Below are 21,133 nucleotides of genomic sequence, written 5' to 3'. Positions count from 1 at the left end.
GGGCTCGGACAATCAGAGTCTGGGCAGGTAGGACGCGGCGTCGTCGTGGCTGAGCCCGGCGGCCTCGAGCAGATCCACCATCAGCGGGCGGAAGACCAAGACCAGGCTCTCCCCCTCCATGGTGGCAATGCCCAGGTGCTTGGGGTGCAGCCGGGTGGCGATCTCGGCCAGGTCGTTCCTGGCCCCGGAGAGCCGGCGTTCGCGTGCCCCGGGATCTCGGTCGGAGAGGCCCTCGGCAAGGATTTCGACGGCGTCGGCTGTTTCCTGGAGTATTTCGGAGAAGGCCTCGATCGCTTCGTCCGTCATGGCCGCATGGTTGATCACGGATGTCAACCGGCGGGAGAACACCCGGCTGTTGCGCATGGCCAGGTCCGCCATCTCGGCAGAATCCTGCAGGTCCCCCACCTCGTCGCGATGGCGGCGGTAGGCCAGGGAGATCCGGGCAACTTCCCGGGCCGAGGAGAAACTGCCGCGCACCTCGTCGATCAGCGGCTGGCTGGCCCGCGCCCGGATCAGCGCGTGCCATGCCTTGGTGGGGTCGCTTTTGGCCAAGGCATCCGAGCACTCGCGCAGCACGGCGGAGAGTTCATCCAGGAGTTTCTGCAGGCCCGAGCGTGGTTCCGAGCGCGGGTCGCCGGGAATCAACATGGTCACAATCAGCGCGAAGGCGCCGCCAATGACGGCATCCAGGCTGCGGGTGAAGGGCCCGCCGGCGGGCGCGGGCAGCAGCACCACCAGCACCGACTGCAGCGCCATTTGGGTGGTGAAGATGCTGCCGCTGTCCAGGAATCTGGCCAGCAGGATGGAGACAAGAAGCACCAGGGCCGCCTGCCAGATGCCCGGCCCGAGGAAATGCAGCAGCAGGTCGCCGACGGTGATGCCGAGGGTGCAGCCGATGGCGACCTCGAGCACTTTGCGGACCCGGGGTCCCTTGGCGAAACCGAGCGCAATGATGGAGGAAGTGGCGGCGAACAGCGGGCCCTCGTGGCCCAGTACCTTTTCGGCGAAGACGTAGGCGGCGACCGCGCATAAGGTGATCCGCAGCGCGGACATGAACGAGGATTTGCTGCGGCTGTAGCCGGCACGTCCCCGCCTGCGCAGGAACGACCGGGCCTGTACCAACCGGGTGCCTGCGCTCATGCTCCCAGTCTAGGTGGGCGGATCGGCGATTCTTTCGGACCGCGCCCGCTTGGCCGGACCGCGGCCCGGCCAAACCGGGTCCATAGTATGAGCCTGCTCACGAAGGCAAGCCATGCGCGCGGTTCGTTAGCAAACGGTCCCGCCTTGTTCACTTTGCGTTCACTTTAGTCGTGCACATTCTTTACGTGGCGCCCATAGCGTCGAAGGAGCACGACACGGGGGCGGAAAACGTCCGGTCGTCGTGATCCGTTCTCACCCTGAAAGGGACCATACTCGTGAAGGCAATTCGCATCGGCCGCGCGGCCGCCGTCCTCTCCGTTGCAGCACTGGCACTGACCGCATGTGGCTCCGACAACGCCACCGGAAACCAGGCAGCTGCCGGCAGCACCGACTCCGCGTCGACCGTTTCCGGCACCCTGTCCGGTGCCGGTGCTTCCTCGCAGGATTCGGCCATGCAGGCCTGGATGGCCGGCTTCACCGCCAAGAACCCCGAAGCCAACGTGCAGTACTCGCCCGACGGCTCCGGCGCCGGCCGCGACGCGTTCCTCGCCGGTGGCGTGCAGTTCGCCGGCTCGGACGCCTACCTGGACGACGAAGAGTGGAAGCAGGCCCAGGAAGTTTGCGGCCCGGACGGTGCGATGAACCTCCCCGGCTACGTCTCCCCGATCGCCGTTGCCTTCAACCTTGAAGGCGTCGACTCGGTGAACATGGACGCCGAGACCATCGCGAAAGTCTTCCGCGGCGAGATCACCAAGTGGAACGACGAGGCCATCGCCTCGCAGAACGAGGGCGTCGAACTGCCCGACACCGCCATCACCGTGGTGCACCGCTCCGACGAGTCGGGCACCACCGAGAACTTCGTGGAGTACCTGTCCGCCGCCGCCGGCGATGTCTGGACCGACGAGGTCTCCGGTGACTGGCCCGCCAAGCTGCAGGCCGAGAACGCGCAGGGCACCTCCGGCGTGGTCTCCACCACTACCTCCACCGACGGCGCCATCACCTACGCCGACGCTTCCGCAGTGGGCGGCTTGGGCACCGTGAAGGTCAAGGTCGGCGAAGAATACGTCGAGCTCAGCGCCGAGGCAGCCTCCAAGGCCGTCGAGGTGGCCAGCCCGGTTGAGGGCCGCAGCGACGTGGACATGTCCCTGGACCTCAAGCGCGACACCACCGAGTCGGGTGCCTACCCGATCGTGCTGGTTTCGTACCACATCTACTGCTCCACCTATGCTGATCAGAACACCGTTGACCTGGTCAAGGCCTTCGGCAGCTACGTGATCAGCGAAGAAGGACAGCAGGCAGCCCAGGACTCGGCCGGCAACGCACCGATCTCCGAAACCCTGCGCGAGCAGGCACAGAAGGCTATCGACTCCATCTCGGTGAAGTCCTAGTCCTTATCGAAGTCCGGTTGGCCCCGCGCCGTCGCAATTTGACGCGCGGGGCGCAGCCGTGTTCCGGCCCGGCAATATTGCCGGGGCGAAACGAACCAGCAAGACTGGCAGAACAGCCAGACGAAGTGCAGAAGGAACCCGAAGGGTTGTGAAGTGTCCCAAACATTGACCGAGACAGGCAGAGGCCGGACCGGCGACAAGGTCTTTTCAGGCCTGACGCTTGCCGCAGGCTGCCTGATCCTCTTCGTGCTGTTCTGCGTGGCGGCATTCCTGCTCTGGCAGGCGCTGCCGACGTTTGGGGCCGACCCTTCCGCGATTTCCGGCGGAAACGGCTTCTGGGCCTACATCTGGCCCATCGTCATCGGCACCCTGATCGCCGCAGCCATCGCCTTGTTGCTGGCCACCCCGGTGGGTGTGGGCGTTGCCCTCTTCATCTCGCATTACGCGCCGCGCCGGCTCGCCCAAGGCCTGGGTTACGTGGTTGACCTGCTGGCGGCCATCCCGTCGGTGGTCTACGGCGCGTGGGGCATTGCGGTCCTGGCGCCGGCACTGGTGGGCCCCTACACCTGGCTGGCGGAGAACGCCGGCTGGATCCCGATCTTCGAAGGACCGGCCAGCCAGACCGGCAAGACCATGCTGACGGCCGGCATCGTGCTGTCCGTGATGATCCTGCCGATCATCACCTCGCTCAGCCGCGAGATCTTCCTGCAGGCGCCCAAACTCCACGAGGAGGCTGCGCTGGCCATGGGAGCTACCCGCTGGGAAATGATCAAGATGGCCGTCTTCCCGTTCGCGCGCCCGGGCGTCATCAGCGCCGTGATGCTGGGACTGGGCCGCGCGCTGGGCGAAACCATGGCGGTTGCCATGGTCCTGTCCGGCGGCGGGCTGATCGCCAGCCTGATCAAGTCGGGCAACCAGACCATTGCCGCGGAAGTCGCCCTGAACTTCCCGGAAGCTTACGGTCTGCGGCTGTCCGAACTCATCGCCGCCGGCCTGGTGCTGTTCCTCATCACCCTGGCCGTGAACATGATCGCCCGCTGGATCATTAGCCGGCACAAGGAATTCTCGGGAGCCAACTAATGTCCAAAATGCTCACTGAAGCCCCCGCACCGGTCAAACGCAACACCCTCACCAAGAACCAGCTGCCTGGCTGGGCCATCTGGGCGGTCGCCGCAGGCTCGCTCATCCTCGGCGCGGCGGTCTCCTCGCTGATCGGTTTCAGCCTGGTCTCCTGGGCACTCCTCTCGGCCGTGATCTTCGTGATCGCCGGCTACGTGGTCACGCTCTCGGTGGAGGGCGCCCGCAAGGCCAAGGACCGGTTCGCCACCAACCTGATCTTCGCGGCGTTCATCATTGCCGTGGTGCCGCTGATCTCGGTGATCTGGACGGTGCTGCAGAACGGCATCGCCGGACTGAGCTACAACCTCGTCTTCACGTCCATGAACGGCATGACCGGCATGGTGGACAACGAGACCGTAGCCAACGGAACCGAGGTGCTCGGCGGCGCCTATCACGGCATCATCGGCACCCTGCTGATCACCATGTGGGCCACCATCATCTCGGTCCCGATCGGCCTGCTCACCGCGGTCTACCTGGTCGAATACAGCAGGGGCGGAGCGCTCTCGCGCGGCATTACGTTCTTCGTGGACGTGATGACCGGCATCCCCTCGATCGTTGCGGGCCTGTTCGCCGCCGCACTGTTCGGCCTGATCTTCGGGCCGAGCACCCGCACCGGCTTCGTGGCCGCCGTCGCGCTCTCCGTGCTGATGATCCCGGTGGTGGTCCGCTCCACCGAGGAGATGCTCAAGATCGTGCCGAACGAACTGCGCGAGGCCTCCTACGCGCTGGGCGTGCGCAAGTGGCGCACCGTCCTGAAGGTGGTCGTGCCGACGGCGATCTCCGGCATTGCCTCCGGCGTCACCCTGGCCATCGCCCGCATCATCGGCGAGACCGCCCCGCTGCTGGTTACCGCCGGCTTCGTCAACAGCATCAACTGGAATGTGTTCGGCGGCTGGATGACCACCCTGCCCACCTATATCTACCGGCAGCTGATGAACCCCACCTCGCCCACCAACGTGGAACCCAGCATGCAGCGTGCCTGGGCTGCGGCGCTGATCCTGATCATCTTCGTGATGCTGCTGAACCTGCTTGCCCGGCTGATCGCCCGCATCTTCGCCCCCAAGACCGGCCGCTGAGCCAGAACCAAAGAGAAGGAACCCCATGTCCAAACGCATCGACGTCAAGGACCTGAACGTCTACTACGGCAACTTCCGCGCGGTGGAGGGTGTCAACATCAACATCGACGCCCGGTCCGTGACGGCCTTCATCGGCCCCTCCGGCTGCGGCAAGTCCACCTTCCTGCGCACGCTGAACCGGATGCACGAGGTGCTGCCCGGCGCCCGGGTGGAGGGCGAAGTCCTGCTGGACGGCGACAACCTCTACGGCTCGGGCGTGGACCCGGTGACCGTGCGCAGCCAGATCGGCATGGTCTTCCAGCGCCCCAACCCGTTCCCCACCATGTCCATCCGCGACAACGTGCTGGCCGGCGTCAAGCTGAACAACAAGCGGATGTCCAAGTCCGACGCCGACGCGCTGGTGGAGAAGTCGCTGACCGGCGCCAACCTGTGGAACGAGGTCAAGGACCGGCTGGCCAAGCCCGGATCCGGCCTCTCCGGCGGCCAGCAGCAGCGCCTGTGCATCGCCCGCGCCATCGCGGTCTCCCCGCAGGTGATCCTGATGGATGAGCCGTGTTCGGCACTCGATCCCATCTCCACGCTCGCCATTGAGGACCTGATCGAGGAACTCAAGACGCAGTACACCGTGGTGATCGTTACCCACAACATGCAGCAGGCGGCCCGCGTGTCCGACAAGACCGCGTTCTTCAACATCGCCGGCACCGGGAAGCCGGGCAAGCTGATCGAATACGGCGATACGCCGACCATCTTCAGCAACCCGACCGAGAAGGCCACCGAGGACTACGTGTCCGGCCGCTTCGGATAAACCCCCAGTAAGTACGCCGGCGGTGCCTCCCCACGCGCGGGAGGCACCGCCGCCGTGGTTTAGATGGGTCCTATACGCCACGGAGGCCCCGCGGGCCGGTGCGAGCGGCAAATCAGTGCCGCAGTGCCGTGGCGGGGACGCACAGCGGCCGTTGGCTGCCGGTCAGAGCACCGGATCCAGCGCCAGCAGCAGGATGCCGCCCAACAGCGAGGTGACCACCAGGGTCAGCACCCAGGTGGCCAGGACGCGGATGGCAACCCGCCAGCGCACCGCCTGCAGCTTCTGGCTCGCGCCCGCGCCCAGGATGGATGACGTCGCTGTGTGCGTGCTGGAGAGCGGCATGTGCAGGCCGATGGCGCCGATGAACAGCATGGCGGAGCTGACGCCCTGCGCGGCGGCTCCGTGTAATGGGTCGATCCGGACCAGCCGGGACCCTAGGGTGTGGGAGATCCGCCAGCCGCCGAAGAGTGTGCCCACCGCCAGCAGCACCGCGGCGAAGACTTGCACCCAGATGGGCATCTGCTCGCCCGAGGCATAGCCGGCCGCGACCAGCGCCAGCAGCACCACAGCCATCGTGCGCTGGCCGTCCTGCAGGCCGTGGCCCAGCGAGAACGTCCCCGCAAAGACCGCCTGGGCCAGCCTGGTGGTCCGGCCCACCTCGCGAGGCGTCCGGTAACGGGACAGCCAGGTCAGCGGCACCATGGCCAGGTAGGACAATGCGAACGCCACCAGCGGGGACAGCAGCAGCGGCAGCACCAACTCGGCCCAGATCGGATTCTCGGTGGCGCTGATGTTCTCCCCGCCCAGAATCGTGGATGCCGCTCCGGCCCCCACCAGGCCGCCGAGCAGCGCATGCGTGGACGATGACGGCATCCGCAGCCACCACGTGAACACTCCCCAGGCGCTGGCGCTCAGCAGTCCGGCCAGCAAGATGGCGAGTCCGGTGCGCCCCTCGGGCAGGCCAATCCAGCCGGTACTGATCAGCAGGGCCAGCGTGCTGGAAATCAAGGCGCCGGCGAGGTTGCAGATGGCAGCCAGAACGACGGCGATGCGCGGCGTGAGCGCGTGGGTGCGCACCGCCGTCGCTACGGCATTGGAGACGTCATGGAAGCCATTGATGAACGCGAAGCAGCCGGCGAATGCGACCACCAACACCAGCAGGACAAGCTCCACCTACGATTCCTTGACCAGAATTTGCCCCACATGGTGGGACGCCTGGCGCAGGGTCTTGGTGGCAGCTACCAATTGGTCGGCGACGTCGCGGTGCCGGGCCAAGGTGGCACCCTTCTGGTCCGACAACAGCTCCGACACCCACACCCGGTGGGTGCGTTCGGCCCGTTTGGCCAGCCGGATCATCTCGATGCAGTACTCGTCCAGGTCCTCCAGGGAGTTCAGCCGGGGCATGGCTTCCCTGGTCATCTCCGACATCCGCCCGATGACTTCCAGCTGTTCGGAGGCCCGAGGGGACAGGCGTTTGACCTGGTTCAGTGCGATCAGTTCGGCGGCCGCGTCGAGGTGTTCGAAGGTGTTGACCAGATGCAGGGAGAGCTGGAACATGTCCTCGCGCGGGAGGGGATTCACAAAGCTGGTGCGCAGGTTGGTGAGCAGCGCGAAGAGCAGGCGCGAAACGTTGGAGTCCCTGTCGTGCAGCTCTTCGGAGAGCTTGTCGTAGTCGTCTGCGGGTGCCCCGAGGATCTCCGAGAGGGTCTTCACTCCTGCCATGAGCTCGGCGGCCGTCTGGGCGAGCAACTCCAGGCTCTTAGTGTCCTGCGGGAAGAGGCTTAACTTCATGTCACCGGCGATTTTCTCAGTGGTCCGAACGGCGGAAGGGAAGCATCCGCCGTGCCTAGATTAGCGCCTCTGGGTGAACAAGATTAATGGTGCCGAACCGGGAGCGCCTCTCGGCGGAAGGCCGCTCGAGGCGGCTAAAAGTTGGAGCCCGGGGCTGCCACGGTTCGACACCACCTTCAGTTTTCTACGCCTCAGTGCCGATGTCAACAGCCCCGAAAAACCGGGGAAAAACGTGTCAACTGAGGATATTTGTGGTACGCGCGCGCGTCATATTTAGGCCCGATTCGCGGAGTTTTGACCCCCTCGAAGGGCCCCACTGTCAAGGTGTGCGGGCAGGGGATTCCTATCGGATTTAGCGTTCGGTCTGGGTACGCGCGCTGGCCTTCCGGCCGTCAGTCGAGTTCGTCGCGGCGCCAAGCGGCGGCCGCCGCCTCAAGGTCCTCAGCAGTCTTCACCAGTCGGTGCGAACTCAGCGTCAGCTTGGTGGCGTGATTCTCGTTGGACGGCTCGGCCGAGTCGGCGTGATGGGTCTGGCCGAGGGCGACGATGCGGCAAAAGGCCGCGGACCGGTCCAAGGCAACGTCGAAGTCGCCGTCGAAGGCTCCGGACAGGATCGTGTCGGCCATCGTGCGCACCTCGTCGGCGCCGGGCGGCTCGGCCACGCCCGCGATCACCTTGGACACTTCAGCAGATGCCGTGCCCGCCTTGAAGAAGGCCGCCAGCTTGTCCGGATGGGACTGCACCGCGGCGCGGATGGCGTAGAGCCGCCAGAGCGCGCCGGGCAGGGACCTGGCCGGGCTCTCCGACCACATTTCGGCTATCGCCTCGAGCCCCTGCTGGTCGGCGAGTTTGACCAGGCGCTTGGTGATCTCGGGATCGTCGGAGCCGCGGCCCCGGTGCACCAAAGCCTGGGCTGCCAGATGGGCAGCCTCGGAGACTCGTGCGGGGTCGGCGCCGCCGGCGAAGTCCTCAAAATCCAACGGGGCAAAGGGCTTCGGCTTGTGCGGCCGGGGGACGTCATTTCCGTTGTTCGGGCTCATGCCACGACCTTACTCCCGCCTCTGACGCCGGTACAGGGAGGCGGTGTCCCGGGGCGGTGGCAGGTGGAAGCACGGCCAACGCCACGGCCGGCACGGCGGATTCGAATGCGCGGCAGTGGGTGCGATAAACTGTGAACCGGCCAAATCCGCCCACGTCCCGGTCTTCACCGGGACGGACGGAATAGGCTGGCGGGCCTTTAGCTCAGTTGGTAGAGCATCGGACTTTTAATCCGCGGGTCGCGGGTTCGATCCCCGCAGGGCCCACCGCGAAAGCGGCTTCGACCGGGATGTCGCCGGTCGGAGCCGCTTTTTCTTTGCCCGCCGGCGCTCGATTCCCGCCCGGCGGCAGGATCTGTCCAGGTTCAGGCCTAACTGTCCAGCTTTTGGCTATCCACAGACCGCTGACCTGCGGTGATGCCGGGGTGCGCGTCAAAACGTGGACAGCGCCCCGGCGGATGCGGCCGTGCGGCAGGGCCGCCCGCCGGCCCAGGTCACATGCCTTGCCTCGGCCGGTGGGCCGTCGTGTACCAACCGGGCTGCGGCCGGGCCCCCTCGAGCCGGTCATTTCGCTCACGGACCTGGCTGTTGCCGATGTGCCGGTGACGAACCGCCCGACCCTCCACGTAACGGTTTGTAGGGCGCTCTGGTAGCCGTTCTGGCCAAGGGGGTGAGCGGCCCGTCACACGCTGTATGTCACGAAATGATAACAAAAAATCGAGTGGCGGACACCGCCGTCGTCATTCCGCTGCAGGGCAACTGGCACAAGGGATCGGGCGGGCTGAGCGCAGACTGGACCCATCACGGATCCGGCCGCATTCGGTGTCAAATCGGCGGGATGCCGGTTGATAACGCCTCGATCCTCGTTAGGTTTGAAGGGATGGTTGAAGAACTAGCAGAACCCCAGTCCATACCGAGGATCGAAGCAAAATTCCGCAAACCAACCCTGAATGACGGGCAGTCCCTGTGGCGCATGGCCAAGGACTCACAGGTCCTGGACCTGAACTCGTCCTACTCCTATCTGCTGTGGTCACGGGACTTCGCCGAGACGTCGATGATGGCCACGGTGGACGGCGAGCCGGCAGGCTTCATTACCGGCTACATCCGGCCCGACGAACCCGGCACGCTGATGGTGTGGCAGGTCGCCGTGGGCTACGAATTCCGCGGCCGCAGGCTGGCCGCCGAGATGCTGGACCGGTTGGCCGGACAAGTGCAGGCTGAACGCGTGGAAACCACCATTACTGCGGACAATGAGGCCTCCATCCGGCTGTTCGCCGGCTTCGCGTCGCGCCGTGAGGCGCCGATTCAACGCGAGCCGCTGTTCACCGCAGAGCTTTACCCGGACGGGCACGACACCGAGTACCTGTACCGGATCGGCCCGCTCAACTAATTCCCGCCGGCGTCCAGCCAACTGCGCACCGCACGCCGGCCATCACCATCTGCACCAACGCACATCCGCACGAATCGACCTGCGGTTGCTGTGGCGCTGCCCCGTACCCGGGAGCGTCCGCGGCCGCACTGAGGAAGGAAGCGTTTTATGACTGACATTTTCGAAACCCTGGAGTCCGAGGTCCGCGGTTACTGCCGCAGCTGGCCCGCCGTGTTCACCCGCGGCGAGGGCAGCAGCCTGACCGCCGAGGACGGCCGCACCTATCTGGACTTCTTCTCCGGAGCCGGCGCGCTCAACTACGGGCACAACAACCCGGAGCTGCTGCAGCCGCTGCTGGAGTACCTGGCCAGCGGCGCCGTAGTCCACTCGCTGGACATGAAGACTCCGGCCAAACGGAAGTTCCTGGAGACCTTCCAGGACGTCATCCTGCGGCCGCGCAACTTGGACTACAAGGTGATGTTCCCCGGCCCCACCGGCACCAACACCGTTGAGGCGGCGCTGAAGCTGGCCCGCAAGGTGACCGGGCGCCAGCACATCCTGTCCTTCACCAATGCCTTCCACGGCATGACGCTGGGCTCGCTTTCGGTGACCGGCAACTCGATGAAGCGCCGCGGCGCGGGCATCCCGCTGACCAACAGCTCCAAGATCCCCTACGACGATTACTTCTCCGGCGAGACCACGGACTTCCTCTGGCTGGAGCGCGTGCTCGAAGACAGCGGCTCCGGCGTGGACAAGCCGGCGGCCATCATCGTGGAGACCGTCCAGGGCGAAGGCGGCCTCAATGCTGCCCGCGCCGGTTGGTTGCGCGGCCTGTCCGAGCTGTGCCGAAAGCACGAAATCCTGTTGATTGTGGACGATGTGCAGGCCGGCTGCGGGCGCACCGGCACGTTCTTCAGCTTCGAAGAAGCGGGCATCACCCCGGACATCGTCTGCCTGTCCAAGTCCATCTCCGGCTTTGGCCTGCCGATGGCGCTGACCCTGTTCCGTCCTGAGCTGGACGTCTGGGACGCCGGCGAACATAACGGCACCTTCCGCGGCCACAACCCGGCGTTTGTCACGGCGACGGCGGCGCTGGAGACCTACTGGCGGACCGGTGACTTCCAGCAGCAGGTCAAGGCCCGGATCACCCAGTTGCACGAAGGCCTGGAACGGATCGCCGCCTCGGTGGAAGGCGCCAGCGTGCGCGGCCGGGGAATGCTGGCGGGAATCAAGTTTGCCGACGACGAGACGGCCGGCAGGATTGCCGCCGAGGCCTACGAAAACGGGCTGTTGGTGGAAACCTCCGGGCCGGAGAGCGAAGTCGTGAAACTGATGCCTGCGCTGACCATCAGCGCGGCAGATCTGGACCGCGGCCTGGACATCTTGATCGAGGCCACCCGTGCCGTCACCGCGGTTCCGGAACTGGCCGGGGCCCACTAGCGGGAGCCGGGGGCCCTGAAACGGCAGGGCCGCGCCACCGCGCCCGCCGCAACGGGCAGGCCCGCCGCCGCCCGTACCAACAGCTTTCTGACCATCAACACCGAGGAGTACCCATGATTGTTACCAACCTGAACGACCTGAACGACACCGACCGCGACGTGAAGTCGGAGACCTGGCGGAGCCGCCGGATGGTGCTGGCCGGCGAAGGCGTGGGCTTTTCCTTCCACGACACGGTGATCTACGCGGGCACCACGTCCACGTTCCACTACGCCAACCACATCGAGGCCGTTTACTGCGTGCAGGGCGAAGGCACCCTGACCAACGAGGTCACCGGCGAGGTCCACGACCTCCGCGACGGCACCATGTACCTGCTGAACGGGCACGAGAAGCACACCGTCCGCGCCGCCACCGAGCTGCGGATGGCCTGCGTGTTCAACCCGCCCGTCACCGGCCGCGAAGTCCACGACGAGAACGGCGTGTACCCGCTCGTCGAGGCTGATCCGGCCCACTAGAGCGGCAGCAGGAGGTCCGGTCGGCACTATGCCGGCCGGGCTTTTCCGCACCCAGCCCAGGAAATAAACCCACGAGGAGGATAAAGATGACTGCGATCGCAGAACAAAGCCGTGTTGACCTCTATCCGACACGATCAGCAGGCACCGCGAGCGTGCAACCCCGCCAGGACAAGGTCGTCTGGGGAACCGCGGAGTCGGGCCCCATGGACGCCGCCACGCTGGCCGGTTTCGAGGAAAAGGGCTATCTCAACATCGAGGAGCTGATCTCGCCCGAGGAAGTGAAGGCGTACCAGGCGGAGCTGGACCGGCTCGCCGCGGATCCGGCCGTCCGAGCGGACGAACGCTGCGTGGTCGAAGCCACAAGCCAGGAAGTGCGCTCCATCTTCGAGGTGCACAAGTTCAGCGAGGTTTTCGCGAAGATCGCCAACGATCCGCGCGTGGTGGACCGGGCCAAGCAGTTGCTGGGCTCCGACGTCTACATCCACCAGTCCCGGGTGAACTTCAAGCCCGGTTTCGAGGGCAAGGAGTTCATGTGGCACTCCGACTTCGAGACCTGGCACGCGGAGGACGGGCTGCCGCGCATGCGCACAGTGTCCATTTCCATCTCGCTCACGGACAACTACTCCTACAACGGTCCGCTGATGATCATGCCCGGCTCGCATCGGGAGTACATCTCCTGTGTAGGAGCGACGCCGGACGACAATTACAAGCAGTCGCTGGTGATGCAGGGCGCCGGGACCCCGGACAAGGAAACGCTGCGGGAGTTCGCCGACCGCTACGGGATCGACGTGATGGAAGGCAAAGCCGGCGGGGCCACCATGTTCGACTGCAACTGCATGCACGCCTCCAACGGCAATGTCACGCCGTACCCGCGCTCCAACCTGTTCTTTGTGTATAACAGTGTGGAAAACACGGCGGTGGATCCTTTCGCCGCCAAGAACCCGCGCCCGGACTACATTGGCGCCCGGGAATTCACCCCGGCAGGCAGCTAGCACCGGCGCGCCGTTAGCGGACTGAGAGGCAGCTAACGACGGCGATGGCCCGCCTTCCGCAGGACACCTGCGGAAGGCGGGCCGCCACCTCTTCAATGCCATCTGCCCCGCCGCTCAGCCTCCGGCGGCCAGCACCTTGCCCAGCACCGGCCGGGTGGTGCGCAGACCCGCCCACACCAGCAGGATGCCTGCGCCCAGGCAGCCGGCGATCGTCAGGATGGACAACGGTGCCAGCACCAGGGCCATCCCGGCCAGCGGGAAGATCAGGACAAAGGAAACCGCGGCGGAGCCGAGGGAAACCAGCACCAGCGGAAGCATCACGGCGCGGGTCCGGGCCGCGTCCATGGTTTTTCGCGGCATGCCCAGCCGGTCCAAGCTGGTGTACAGGTCCGCGCGGTCCAAAACCGCCGCCGCCTGATTGACCCCGGCCGAGCACGCCACCATGACGAACGAAACGACGATGGTGATCAGGATGCCGGTGCGGATGTCTCCGGACAGGAACTGCTCCGGACCCGAGACCGGGCCGGGGGCACCATCCGTCATGGCCACGCCGGTTCCGCCGAACACGGCCACGAAGCTGGTCATGGCCAGCCCGGAGACCTGCCGCCAGGCGGCCTTGGGGGATTCAAGGATGCTTCGGGCGGCCAGCAGTTTCTCCGCCGTCGCCGCCTTGCGCAATTGCCGGCGGCCCATCACCGCCACCGCCCACGGGCCAACGAGATTGAGCACCGCCAGTCCGGCGGCGAAGGCGCCGAGCACGCAGGCCACCGCCACGGCGGTGGAGGCGTAGCCGGCATTCATCGCGATGAAGCCGGCCAGCACAACGACGGCGGCTAGCAGCGCGCGCAGCCAATGCATCTTCGCCGGGGCCTGGCGGGTCCGCACGCCCAGCGGCGATATGACCACCTTGCGCAGGCCCACTGCAGCGCTGATGGCGGCCAGCAAAACCACGCCGGCCACCACGGCAAGCACGGCCAGCGGGCCCAGCCAGTAGGCGCCGCCGATCGGCTCCCCGCGGAACGGGATCAGCTGCACAGCCGGGCCGAGCATCAGGTAGCCGGCAACCCCGGCCACGGCGCCAGAGGCAGCCAGCGCGGTGGATTCGATGATGGTGATGCCGGCAACCGTGGCCGGGGTAGCGCCGAGCAGGTGCAGCGTGGCCAGCCGGTCGTCGCGGCGCCGGGCGGAGAGCCGGGCCGCCGAACCGCCCAGCGTCAGCAGCGGGAAGACCAGCAGGATCAGCGCCAGCACCGCCAGGAGTTGTTGGAGAAACGCCAGTTCGTCCTGCCAGCGCAGGAAGGACAGCGCGCCGGCCAGCACGGTCAGCAGCAGCGTGGTGACCAGCCCGAACGCCACCATCGGCAGCACGGCGGTGCCGCCGCCGGATTTGCCCGGGCGGGACAGCAGCCACGCCAATTTCCAGGGCACGACGGCAGTGCTTCCGCCCCGGGGCACATCCGGCACCGCGGGCGAGGCCGGGGAGGCTGCGGGAGTGGTCATCGGTTGCCGCCCTGGGCCAGGCCTGCCGCGATCACGCCGCCGGCACTATCGCCGGTCAGCCGTCCGTCCCGCATGGTGAGTACGCGACCGCAACTGGCCGCCACGCCGTCGTCATGCGTCACCACAATCAGGGTTCTCCCGGCGCCGATGGTGGACTCCAGCAGCACTTGCATCACGTCCGCGGAGGTTGCGGAGTCCAACGCCCCGGTGGGTTCGTCGGCGAAGATCACGCCCGCGCCGGTCACCTGGGCCCGGGCGATGGCAACCCGCTGCGCCTGCCCGCCGGAGAGCTCGCCGATCCGGCGCCGTTCCATCCCGCCCAGGCCCAGCGCCCGAAGCCATTCGGCGGCAGCCTGCTCGGCCGCCGGGCGGGGCGTGCCGTTCAGCATGAGCGCCACCGCCACGTTCTCCAACGCGTTCAGTTCCGGAATCAACAAGCCCTGCTGGAAGACGAAGCCAAAGGCCTCGCGGCGCAGCCTGGACCGGGCGGACTCGGCGAGGGCTTCCACCTGAACGCTCTGGCCGGGCAGATTCAGGTGCACCTGCCCGCTGTCCGGGCGGATGATGCCGGCCAGCACGTGCAGCAGCGTGGTCTTTCCGGAACCGGAGGCGCCCATGATGGCCACGGACTCGCCGGCCCGGATCTCCAGCGAGGGCCCGGCCAGCGCGGTGGCGGGGCCGTAGCTCTTGGTGAGATTGCGGGCGCTGAGCACCGGCGGGTGGCTGGGGTGCCCCAGGAAGCCGGCCGCAGAGGTACGTGTGGACGGCGGGGCCGGAGTGAAGTCGCGGTTCTCGTTCATGATTCCATCGTCGCGGCCCGGGCGCTGCCGGCGCCTCGGGCCGAAGGCTGAAACCTGCCGCTCGAGGCTCATACCCGGGGTGGAGCCGCTCCGGCCTTCGCGTCTGCGCCGTCGCCCCGCCCGTACCCGTTGCGCCCGGTCCGTCCCGTCTGCGCCCGGTCCCCACCGTCAGCGGCGTCCCGGCTGCGCCCCGCCGGACTGTACGCTATGCGCCACATTGCGGACCCGGAGTCACCACGCAACCCGCACCAGCGGGGAAATCGGCTCGGAGTTTCCGCAATTGCGCCATGGCCGGTGAGACCTGCGGGCCAATGTGGCGTATAGCGTACATGCCTGCCGACCAGCCCGGCCGGCCCGAGAACACGCCCGGCGCACGCATCGGCGGCCTGGCTGAAGCGTGAGGGCCAAGCCGGCCGCCCCAGGGGGCAGACACCGCAGGTGCCGGTCGGTAGGGTGAGCCGCATGCAGACGGTTGACGGGGCTGCGGTGGACAGCGCTGCGGCGGCAAGGGTGCTCGAGGTGCTGCGGCGGAACGGGGTGGCGGACGTCCGGGCCGACGCCACTACCCGGGATGTCTACTCGTCGGACGCCTCGCTCTTCCGGGTGCGGCCGGCGGCCGTGGCCTTCCCGCACGATGTGGACGAAGTGCTGGCGGTGCTGGCAGCCTGCCGCGAGGCCGGCGTCCCGCTCACGTCCCGCGGGGGCGGCACATCCATTGCGGGCAATGCGGTGGGCCCCGGCGTGGTGCTGGAATTTAGCCGCCACATGAACCGAGTGCTCCGGCTGGACCCGGAGGCCCGCACGGCCACTGTGCAGCCCGGCACCGTCCACACCACGCTGCAGCGGATGGCGCTGGCCCACGGACTGCGGTTCGGGCCGGACCCGTCCACGCACACCCGCTGCACCATCGGAGGGATGATCGGCAACAACTCCTGCGGCGCCCGAACCCCTGCCTACGGCCGCACGGTGGACAACGTGGAGCACCTCCAACTGGTCACCGGTTCCGGCCGCCGGCTCCGGCTGGACGGCAACCGCGTCCCGGACACGCCGGAAACCGGGGCGCTGCGCGAACTGGCCGCCGGGCACCTGGAGACGCTGCGCACGGAGTTCGGCCGCTTCGGACGCCAGGTCTCTGGCTATGCCCTGGAGCACTTGCTGCCGGAGAAGGGGTTTGACCTGCGCAAGGCGCTGGTGGGCAGCGAGGGGACCCTCGCCGTCGTGCTGGAAGCGGGGGTGCGGCTGGTCAAGGACCCGGCGCACAAGACGATGGTGGCGCTCGGTTTTCCCGACATCGGCACCGCCGCCGACATGGTGACGGAGGTAATGGCCCTTGCGCCGACTGCGTGTGAGGGGCTGGACCGGCGGATTGTGGACGTGGTGCGCAGGAGGAAGGGGCCGGGCTTTGTGCCGGAACTGCCCGCCGGGGCCGCGTGGCTGTTCGTGGAGCTGGCCGGCGACCACCCTGCCGAGGTGGCGGACCGCGCCGCCCGGTTGCTCCGCCTGCCCGAGGCCGTGGCTGCGCGGGTGGTGGATCATCCGGCCGAGGCCGCCGCGCTGTGGAAGATCCGCGAGGACGGTTCCGCGTTGTCGGGGCGCTCGCCGGCCGGGGAGCCGGCGCACTCCGGCTGGGAGGATGCAGCCGTACCGCCGGAACGGTTGGGCGCCTACCTGCGCGAGTTCGACGACCTGGTGGCGCGGCACGGGTTCAGCGGTTTCCCGTACGGGCACTTCGCCGACGGCTGCGTGCACGTGCGGCTGGATTTCCCGTTCGGCAACCGCGGCCCCAACGAAACCGACGGCCGCACCGAGTATCGCGCCTTCATGAGCGACGCCGCCGACCTGGTGGCCCGCTACGGCGGTTCGCTCTCCGGCGAACACGGCGACGGCCGGGTCCGCGGCGAGCTGCTGCCGCGGATCTACTCGCCGGAAGCCGTCCGCCTGTTCGGCACGGTCAAGGGCATCCTGGACCCGGACAACCTGCTCAACCCGGGCGTGCTGGTGGACCCGCGGCCGCTGGACGCGGACATCCGTACCGCAGCGGCCAAGCCGGTCCGCATTCCGCTGGGGTTTTCCTACCAGCACGACGGCGGTGACTTCGGCCGGGCGGTCCACCGCTGCACCGGGATCGCCCAGTGCCGGACGGACGCGGCAACCCGGCCGGGCATGGTGATGTGCCCGTCCTACGCGGCCACCAAGGAGGAGAAGGACTCCACCCGCGGCCGCGCCCGCGCGCTTCAGGAAATGATCCTGCGGGCCTCGGGTGGTGATGACGACGGCGGTGCCCGGCCTTTCGACGGCGGCGCCAGGCCCGGCGGTGCTCGCGTCGGCGGGGCAATGGTCGGGAGCAGCGGACCGGCCGAAGCGGCGCCGGACTGGCGCTCGCCCTCGGTGCATGAGGCGCTGGACCTGTGCCTGTCCTGCAAGGGCTGCCTCTCCGATTGCCCGACCGGAATCGACATGGCCTCCTACAAGGCCGAGGTCTTGTATCAGAGCTATCGCGGGCGGCTGCGCCCGGCGTCCCACTACTCACTCGGGTGGCTGCCGCGCTGGGCAAGGTTGGCCTCGTTCGCACCCACGCTGGCGAATGGACTGCTGAAGATCCCGGGTCTGCGGTGTGCCGGTTTACGGCTGGCCGGGGTGGATGCACGGCGCGGACTTCCGCAGTTCGCGCAGGAGACGTTCGACCACTGGTTCCGGAACCGGGATCCCTCGCCTGCGGCGGCACCGAACGGGCCGGTGCTGTTGTGGGCCGACACGTTCACCAACCACTTCTCGCCGGAGATCGGGCAAGCCGCCGTCAGGGTGCTGGAGCGTGCCGGCTACGAGGTGCTAATTCCCGGCGAACGGCTGTGCTGCGGCCTGACCTGGATTTCCACCGGACAGCTGGACACCGCGCGCCGGATCCTGGGCCGCACCGTCGAAGCGCTCGCCGGCTACCCTGCCGCCGGCGTGCCGGTGCTGGGACTGGAGCCGTCCTGCACCGCCGTGCTGCGCTCCGATGCGCTGGAGCTGCTCGGCGGCAAGGCGCTTCCGGTCGCCCAATCCACCCGAACCCTCGCAGAACTGCTGGCGGGCACCCAAGGGTGGACGCCGCCGTCGTTAGCGGGGGAGGAGATCGTGGCCCAGCCGCATTGCCACCACCACGCCGTCCTTGGCTGGGGAACCGACCTGGACCTGCTGCGGGACGCCGGCGCGAACGTACAGAGCCTGGGCGGATGCTGCGGCCTGGCCGGTAATTTCGGCGTGGAGCGCGGCCACTACGACGTTTCCGTGGCGGTCGCCGAGACCCAGCTGCTGCCGGCGGTCAGGGCGGCCGGAGCCGGGGCCGTGCTGCTGGCCGACGGGTTCTCCTGCCGGACCCAGCTCACCGATCTGGCCGACCGCCGCGGAGTGCATCTGGCGCAACTGCTGGATGGCGCGTGCGGTGTCAGAATGCAGTAACGGCAAACGATCAAAGGGGACATCGTGGCCATTAAGGACAAGCTGGCGGGGGCCCAGCGCAGACTGAAGAGCTACGCGGCGCGGGCGGGCCAAGTCCGCGTGCGGGAGAGCGACTCCGGTCCGAGCGCCAGTGCACAGACGGCGCGGGTGTCAGTGGTGATCCCCGTGTTCAACGCGATGCCGTACCTGAAGGAACTGCTGGACTCGCTGGCGGCGCAGGACATGGACCCGGCGCTGTTCGAGGTGGTGGCCGTGGACGACGGATCCACCGATGACGGCGGCAAGCTGCTGGATGAGTACGTGGCGAAGCACCAAAACTGGCGCGTGATCCACCAGCAGAACAGCGGCTGGCCGGGAAAGCCGCGCAACGTGGGGATCAACGCCGGCATGTCCGACTACGTCTTCTTCTGCGACGCCGATGACAAGCTGGGCGTGGAGGCGCTGCGCCGCATGGTGGCCTTCGCAGACCGGCATCAGGTGGATGTGCTGGCGCCGCGGATGGTCGGAATCGGCGGCCGGCGGGTCCAGGCCTCGCTCTTCACCGAGACCGTTCCCGATGTTCCGGTGCGGAAGATCCTGGGCACGCTGTCGCCGCAGAAGCTGATCCGGCGCGAGCTGCTGGACACCCACGGCATCCGGTTCCCGGAAGGCAAGGTCCGGCTGGAAGACGGCATGATGCTGACCCGCTGCTACCTGGCCTCGCGGCGAAATGCGATTGCGGCCGACTACGACTACTACTTCATCCGCACCCGGCACGACGGTACAAACATCAGCTCACAGGAGGCCATCCCGGAAAGCTACACCGGCTCGGTGGCGGAGATCGCCCGCATCATCACGGAGAACTATGACGACGCCGATCAAGCCGAGCTGCTGGCATTGGATTTGTACCGGCGCAAACTCCTGCGCACCTACGTGCCCTCGCGCTACCGTTCGATGCCAGCCGGTATTCGGAAGCGCTGGGTTGAAGCCCACGGCGGCTTCGTGGACCGGTACATCCCGGAGCGGCTGGAAGCGCAACTGGACTCCCCGTTCCGGCAGCGCTCGGAGCTGGTCCGGGCCCGGGATGCGGAAGGCCTGCTGAAGCTGGCAGCCACCGAGGAAGCACTGAAGCCGACCGTACGCGCCCTGCTGCCGCAACTGGACGAAGAGTCGGTGGCGTTCGGTCTGCACCTTGAACCGGGAGCCGAGTTCGAATCAGTCCGGGTGGTCGCGCGCGGGCGCGGCACGACTGAGGCGCGCACCTTTGACGCCAAGCCCGACGCCGGCGAGTACCGTGCCGTCCTGCCCCGGGCCGAACTGGCCGGACTGGGCAACGTGTTGGTGGACCTGTTCGTGCAGCTGAGGCTGGACGGCATGGAAGGGCCTCCGCGGCGGATCCTGGCGCCGGGGGAGGGGCTTCCGGTAACCTCCGGCGGCCTGCGTGTCTACGCCACGGTTCACGGCAACCTCAGCCTGGACCAGCGCCGCTGACCGGTGGGCCAGGGGTCTCCACGCGCTCGCTGGCGCTCGCTTGGTCTCCACGCGCTCGCTGGCGCTCGCTTGGTCTCCACGCGCTCGCTGGCGCTCGCTTGGTCTCCACGCGCTCGCTGGCGCTCGCTTGGTCTCCACCGGCTCTCGATGGAAGTTTGCCGGGGTTGTCCGGTGGTCGGTGGAGGCGCGCCGGGATTGTTCGGTGGTCGATGGAGGCGCGCCAGCGCCGAGTAGAGACCGGGCTAGCCGGCTATGTCCGGTCGCCGCTGATCTTCCCTGCGGTCTCCTCCAAAACTTCCCGGAGCGCCAAAATGGCGGGCCGGTTGGCGGAGGCCCGGCGGGCGGAGGTAAAAACGGTCCGGCGGGGATGATTTGGCAGGTCCAGCATCCGGCAGCTGGTGCCCCGGCCGCTCCAGACCAAATCAGGGAGGAAAGCTACCGCATTGCCGGATTCGATCAGCCGGATCTGGGCCTGCAGGTCAGCAGTTTCGTAGCGGACGTCCGGTTCAAAGCCGGCTTGGCGGCATGCCTGTTCAGCCCAGTGCCGGGACGCTGCCCCGTGCGGTTCCATCACCCAAGGCAGGCCGCCGGCATCCTCGAGGGAGCGGGCCTCGCCGCCGGGCAGCCCGGCCGGCGGGACGGCGAGGCGGAGGGCATCGGTGGTGAGCCTTTTGCGGTCCAGTTCGGGATGGTGCGGCGCCGCATGGCCCGGGTACTGCTCGGCTACCACCAGGTCGAAGTCGCGCGCCCACGTCTCGTACAGCGCGGTTTCCGGTTCCCGCTGGACCATCTCGATCCGCACCTCCGGATACAGCTGCCTCATGCCGGTGAGCGCATCGGGCAGCAGCGCCAGGGCGGCGGACTGGAAGACCGCCAGTCGGACGCTTCCGGTCACAGTGGTCAGGGATGCGGCCAGGTCAGTTTCGGCCTGTTCGAGCCGGGACAGCAGCGACTCCGTGTGGGCCACCAGGATCTCCGCCTGCGGGGTGAGCTGGACTCGGCGGCCGGCCTTGCGCAGCAGTTCCACGCCGGCTTCTTTCTCCAGCAGCGTCAGCTGTTGGGATACCGATGACGGGCTCAGGTTCAGTGCGGTGGCCACTTCGGCCAAGGTGCCGCGCACCTTGACCTCCCGCAGCAGCCGCAGCCTGCGGACATCCAGCATGGGCGCTCCATTGATCACAGAAAATGATGATTACCGGTCGGAAAAGATCGCTTTTTCTTCACCAAGTCTAGTTCCATACTGGTCCTTAACA

The 21,133-nt window shown here is 67.5% G+C and carries 17 protein-coding genes and 1 tRNA gene; 11 read left to right on the top strand and 7 right to left on the bottom strand.

Annotated features, from left to right (window positions below):
* Nucleotides 1-12: 12 nt before the first annotated feature.
* Nucleotides 13-1,140: an FUSC family protein gene (locus ACWF5H_RS00445; protein ID WP_452034155.1), complete on the bottom strand. Its 1,128-nt coding sequence runs from the start codon at nt 1,138-1,140 to the stop codon at nt 13-15.
* Nucleotides 1,141-1,415: 275 nt separating this feature from the next.
* On the opposite strand from ACWF5H_RS00445, the gene pstS reads away from it, so the two are divergent.
* The 4 genes from pstS to pstB all read left to right on the top strand — a co-directional run bounded on the left by pstS (nt 1,416) and on the right by pstB (nt 5,528).
* Nucleotides 1,416-2,528, top strand: a complete 1,113-nt coding sequence (gene pstS / locus ACWF5H_RS00440) for a phosphate ABC transporter substrate-binding protein PstS (RefSeq protein WP_364651657.1) — start codon at nt 1,416-1,418, stop codon at nt 2,526-2,528.
* Nucleotides 2,529-2,681: 153 nt separating this feature from the next.
* Entirely contained in the window at nt 2,682-3,608 is a 927-nt protein-coding gene (gene pstC / locus ACWF5H_RS00435) for a phosphate ABC transporter permease subunit PstC (protein WP_452034153.1), read from the top strand.
* The gene (gene pstA, locus ACWF5H_RS00430) at nt 3,608-4,723 is read left to right on the top strand and encodes a phosphate ABC transporter permease PstA (RefSeq protein ID WP_452034152.1); all 1,116 of its coding nucleotides are present in this window, start codon (nt 3,608-3,610) and stop codon (nt 4,721-4,723) included. Before pstC ends, pstA begins: the two co-directional genes overlap by 1 nt.
* 25 nt (nt 4,724-4,748) lie before the next feature.
* Entirely contained in the window at nt 4,749-5,528 is a 780-nt protein-coding gene (gene pstB, locus ACWF5H_RS00425; protein WP_127513112.1) for a phosphate ABC transporter ATP-binding protein PstB, read from the top strand.
* A 162-nt stretch (nt 5,529-5,690) separates the two neighbouring features.
* Here the strand turns inward: pstB and ACWF5H_RS00420 are convergent, their stop codons facing one another.
* From ACWF5H_RS00420 to ACWF5H_RS00410, 3 genes are all read right to left on the bottom strand, one after another.
* Nucleotides 5,691-6,701 carry an anion permease gene (locus tag ACWF5H_RS00420; protein ID WP_452034151.1) on the bottom strand — a complete coding sequence of 337 codons (1,011 nt, stop codon included), beginning with the start codon at nt 6,699-6,701 and terminating at the stop codon, nt 5,691-5,693.
* Nucleotides 6,702-7,319: a DUF47 domain-containing protein gene (locus ACWF5H_RS00415; protein WP_452034150.1), complete on the bottom strand. Its 618-nt coding sequence runs from the start codon at nt 7,317-7,319 to the stop codon at nt 6,702-6,704. It abuts the gene before it with no gap.
* A 392-nt stretch (nt 7,320-7,711) separates the two neighbouring features.
* A complete protein-coding gene (locus tag ACWF5H_RS00410) occupies nt 7,712-8,359 on the bottom strand; it encodes a hypothetical protein (RefSeq protein WP_127513109.1) in 648 nt (215 codons plus the stop codon).
* Nucleotides 8,360-8,550: 191 nt separating this feature from the next.
* Between ACWF5H_RS00410 and ACWF5H_RS00405 the strand changes: the two genes are divergently transcribed.
* The 5 genes from ACWF5H_RS00405 (at nt 8,551) to thpD (ending at nt 12,669) form a co-directional block, all read left to right on the top strand.
* Nucleotides 8,551-8,623, top strand: a tRNA-Lys gene (locus ACWF5H_RS00405).
* 613 nt (nt 8,624-9,236) lie between these two features.
* On the top strand, nt 9,237-9,746 hold the full coding sequence (gene ectA / locus ACWF5H_RS00400; RefSeq protein WP_452034148.1) for a diaminobutyrate acetyltransferase: 510 nt from the start codon (nt 9,237-9,239) through the stop codon (nt 9,744-9,746).
* A 147-nt stretch (nt 9,747-9,893) separates the two neighbouring features.
* On the top strand, nt 9,894-11,165 hold the full coding sequence (gene ectB / locus ACWF5H_RS00395; RefSeq protein WP_452034146.1) for a diaminobutyrate--2-oxoglutarate transaminase: 1,272 nt from the start codon (nt 9,894-9,896) through the stop codon (nt 11,163-11,165).
* 113 nt (nt 11,166-11,278) lie between these two features.
* Entirely contained in the window at nt 11,279-11,677 is a 399-nt protein-coding gene (locus tag ACWF5H_RS00390; RefSeq protein ID WP_452034144.1) for an ectoine synthase, read from the top strand.
* Nucleotides 11,678-11,763: 86 nt separating this feature from the next.
* On the top strand, nt 11,764-12,669 hold the full coding sequence (thpD, locus tag ACWF5H_RS00385; protein ID WP_452034142.1) for an ectoine hydroxylase: 906 nt from the start codon (nt 11,764-11,766) through the stop codon (nt 12,667-12,669).
* Between the two features lie 114 nt (nt 12,670-12,783).
* Here the strand turns inward: thpD and ACWF5H_RS00380 are convergent, their stop codons facing one another.
* The gene (locus ACWF5H_RS00380) at nt 12,784-14,169 is read right to left on the bottom strand and encodes a permease (protein ID WP_452034141.1); all 1,386 of its coding nucleotides are present in this window, start codon (nt 14,167-14,169) and stop codon (nt 12,784-12,786) included.
* Nucleotides 14,166-14,969 (bottom strand): ABC transporter ATP-binding protein, encoded by an 804-nt coding sequence (locus tag ACWF5H_RS00375; RefSeq protein WP_452034139.1) that lies wholly within the window; start codon nt 14,967-14,969, stop codon nt 14,166-14,168. Before ACWF5H_RS00375 ends, ACWF5H_RS00380 begins: the two co-directional genes overlap by 4 nt.
* Nucleotides 14,970-15,431: 462 nt before the next feature.
* On the opposite strand from ACWF5H_RS00375, the gene ACWF5H_RS00370 reads away from it, so the two are divergent.
* On the top strand, nt 15,432-18,410 hold the full coding sequence (locus tag ACWF5H_RS00370; RefSeq protein WP_452034138.1) for an FAD-binding and (Fe-S)-binding domain-containing protein: 2,979 nt from the start codon (nt 15,432-15,434) through the stop codon (nt 18,408-18,410).
* Nucleotides 18,411-18,434: 24 nt separating this feature from the next.
* Nucleotides 18,435-19,880 carry a glycosyltransferase family 2 protein gene (locus ACWF5H_RS00365; protein ID WP_452034137.1) on the top strand — a complete coding sequence of 482 codons (1,446 nt, stop codon included), beginning with the start codon at nt 18,435-18,437 and terminating at the stop codon, nt 19,878-19,880.
* Nucleotides 19,881-20,130: 250 nt separating this feature from the next.
* Here ACWF5H_RS00365 and ACWF5H_RS00360 read toward each other — a convergent pair whose 3' ends face one another.
* A complete protein-coding gene (locus tag ACWF5H_RS00360) occupies nt 20,131-21,042 on the bottom strand; it encodes a LysR family transcriptional regulator (RefSeq protein ID WP_452034135.1) in 912 nt (303 codons plus the stop codon).
* Between the last annotated feature and the right edge of the window lie 91 nt (nt 21,043-21,133).

The sequence above is a fragment of the Arthrobacter sp. NPDC055138 genome (assembly GCF_053607305.1).
The sequence above is the reverse complement of the archived record's forward strand: the minus strand, read 5'-3'. Positions and strand labels throughout refer to the sequence as shown.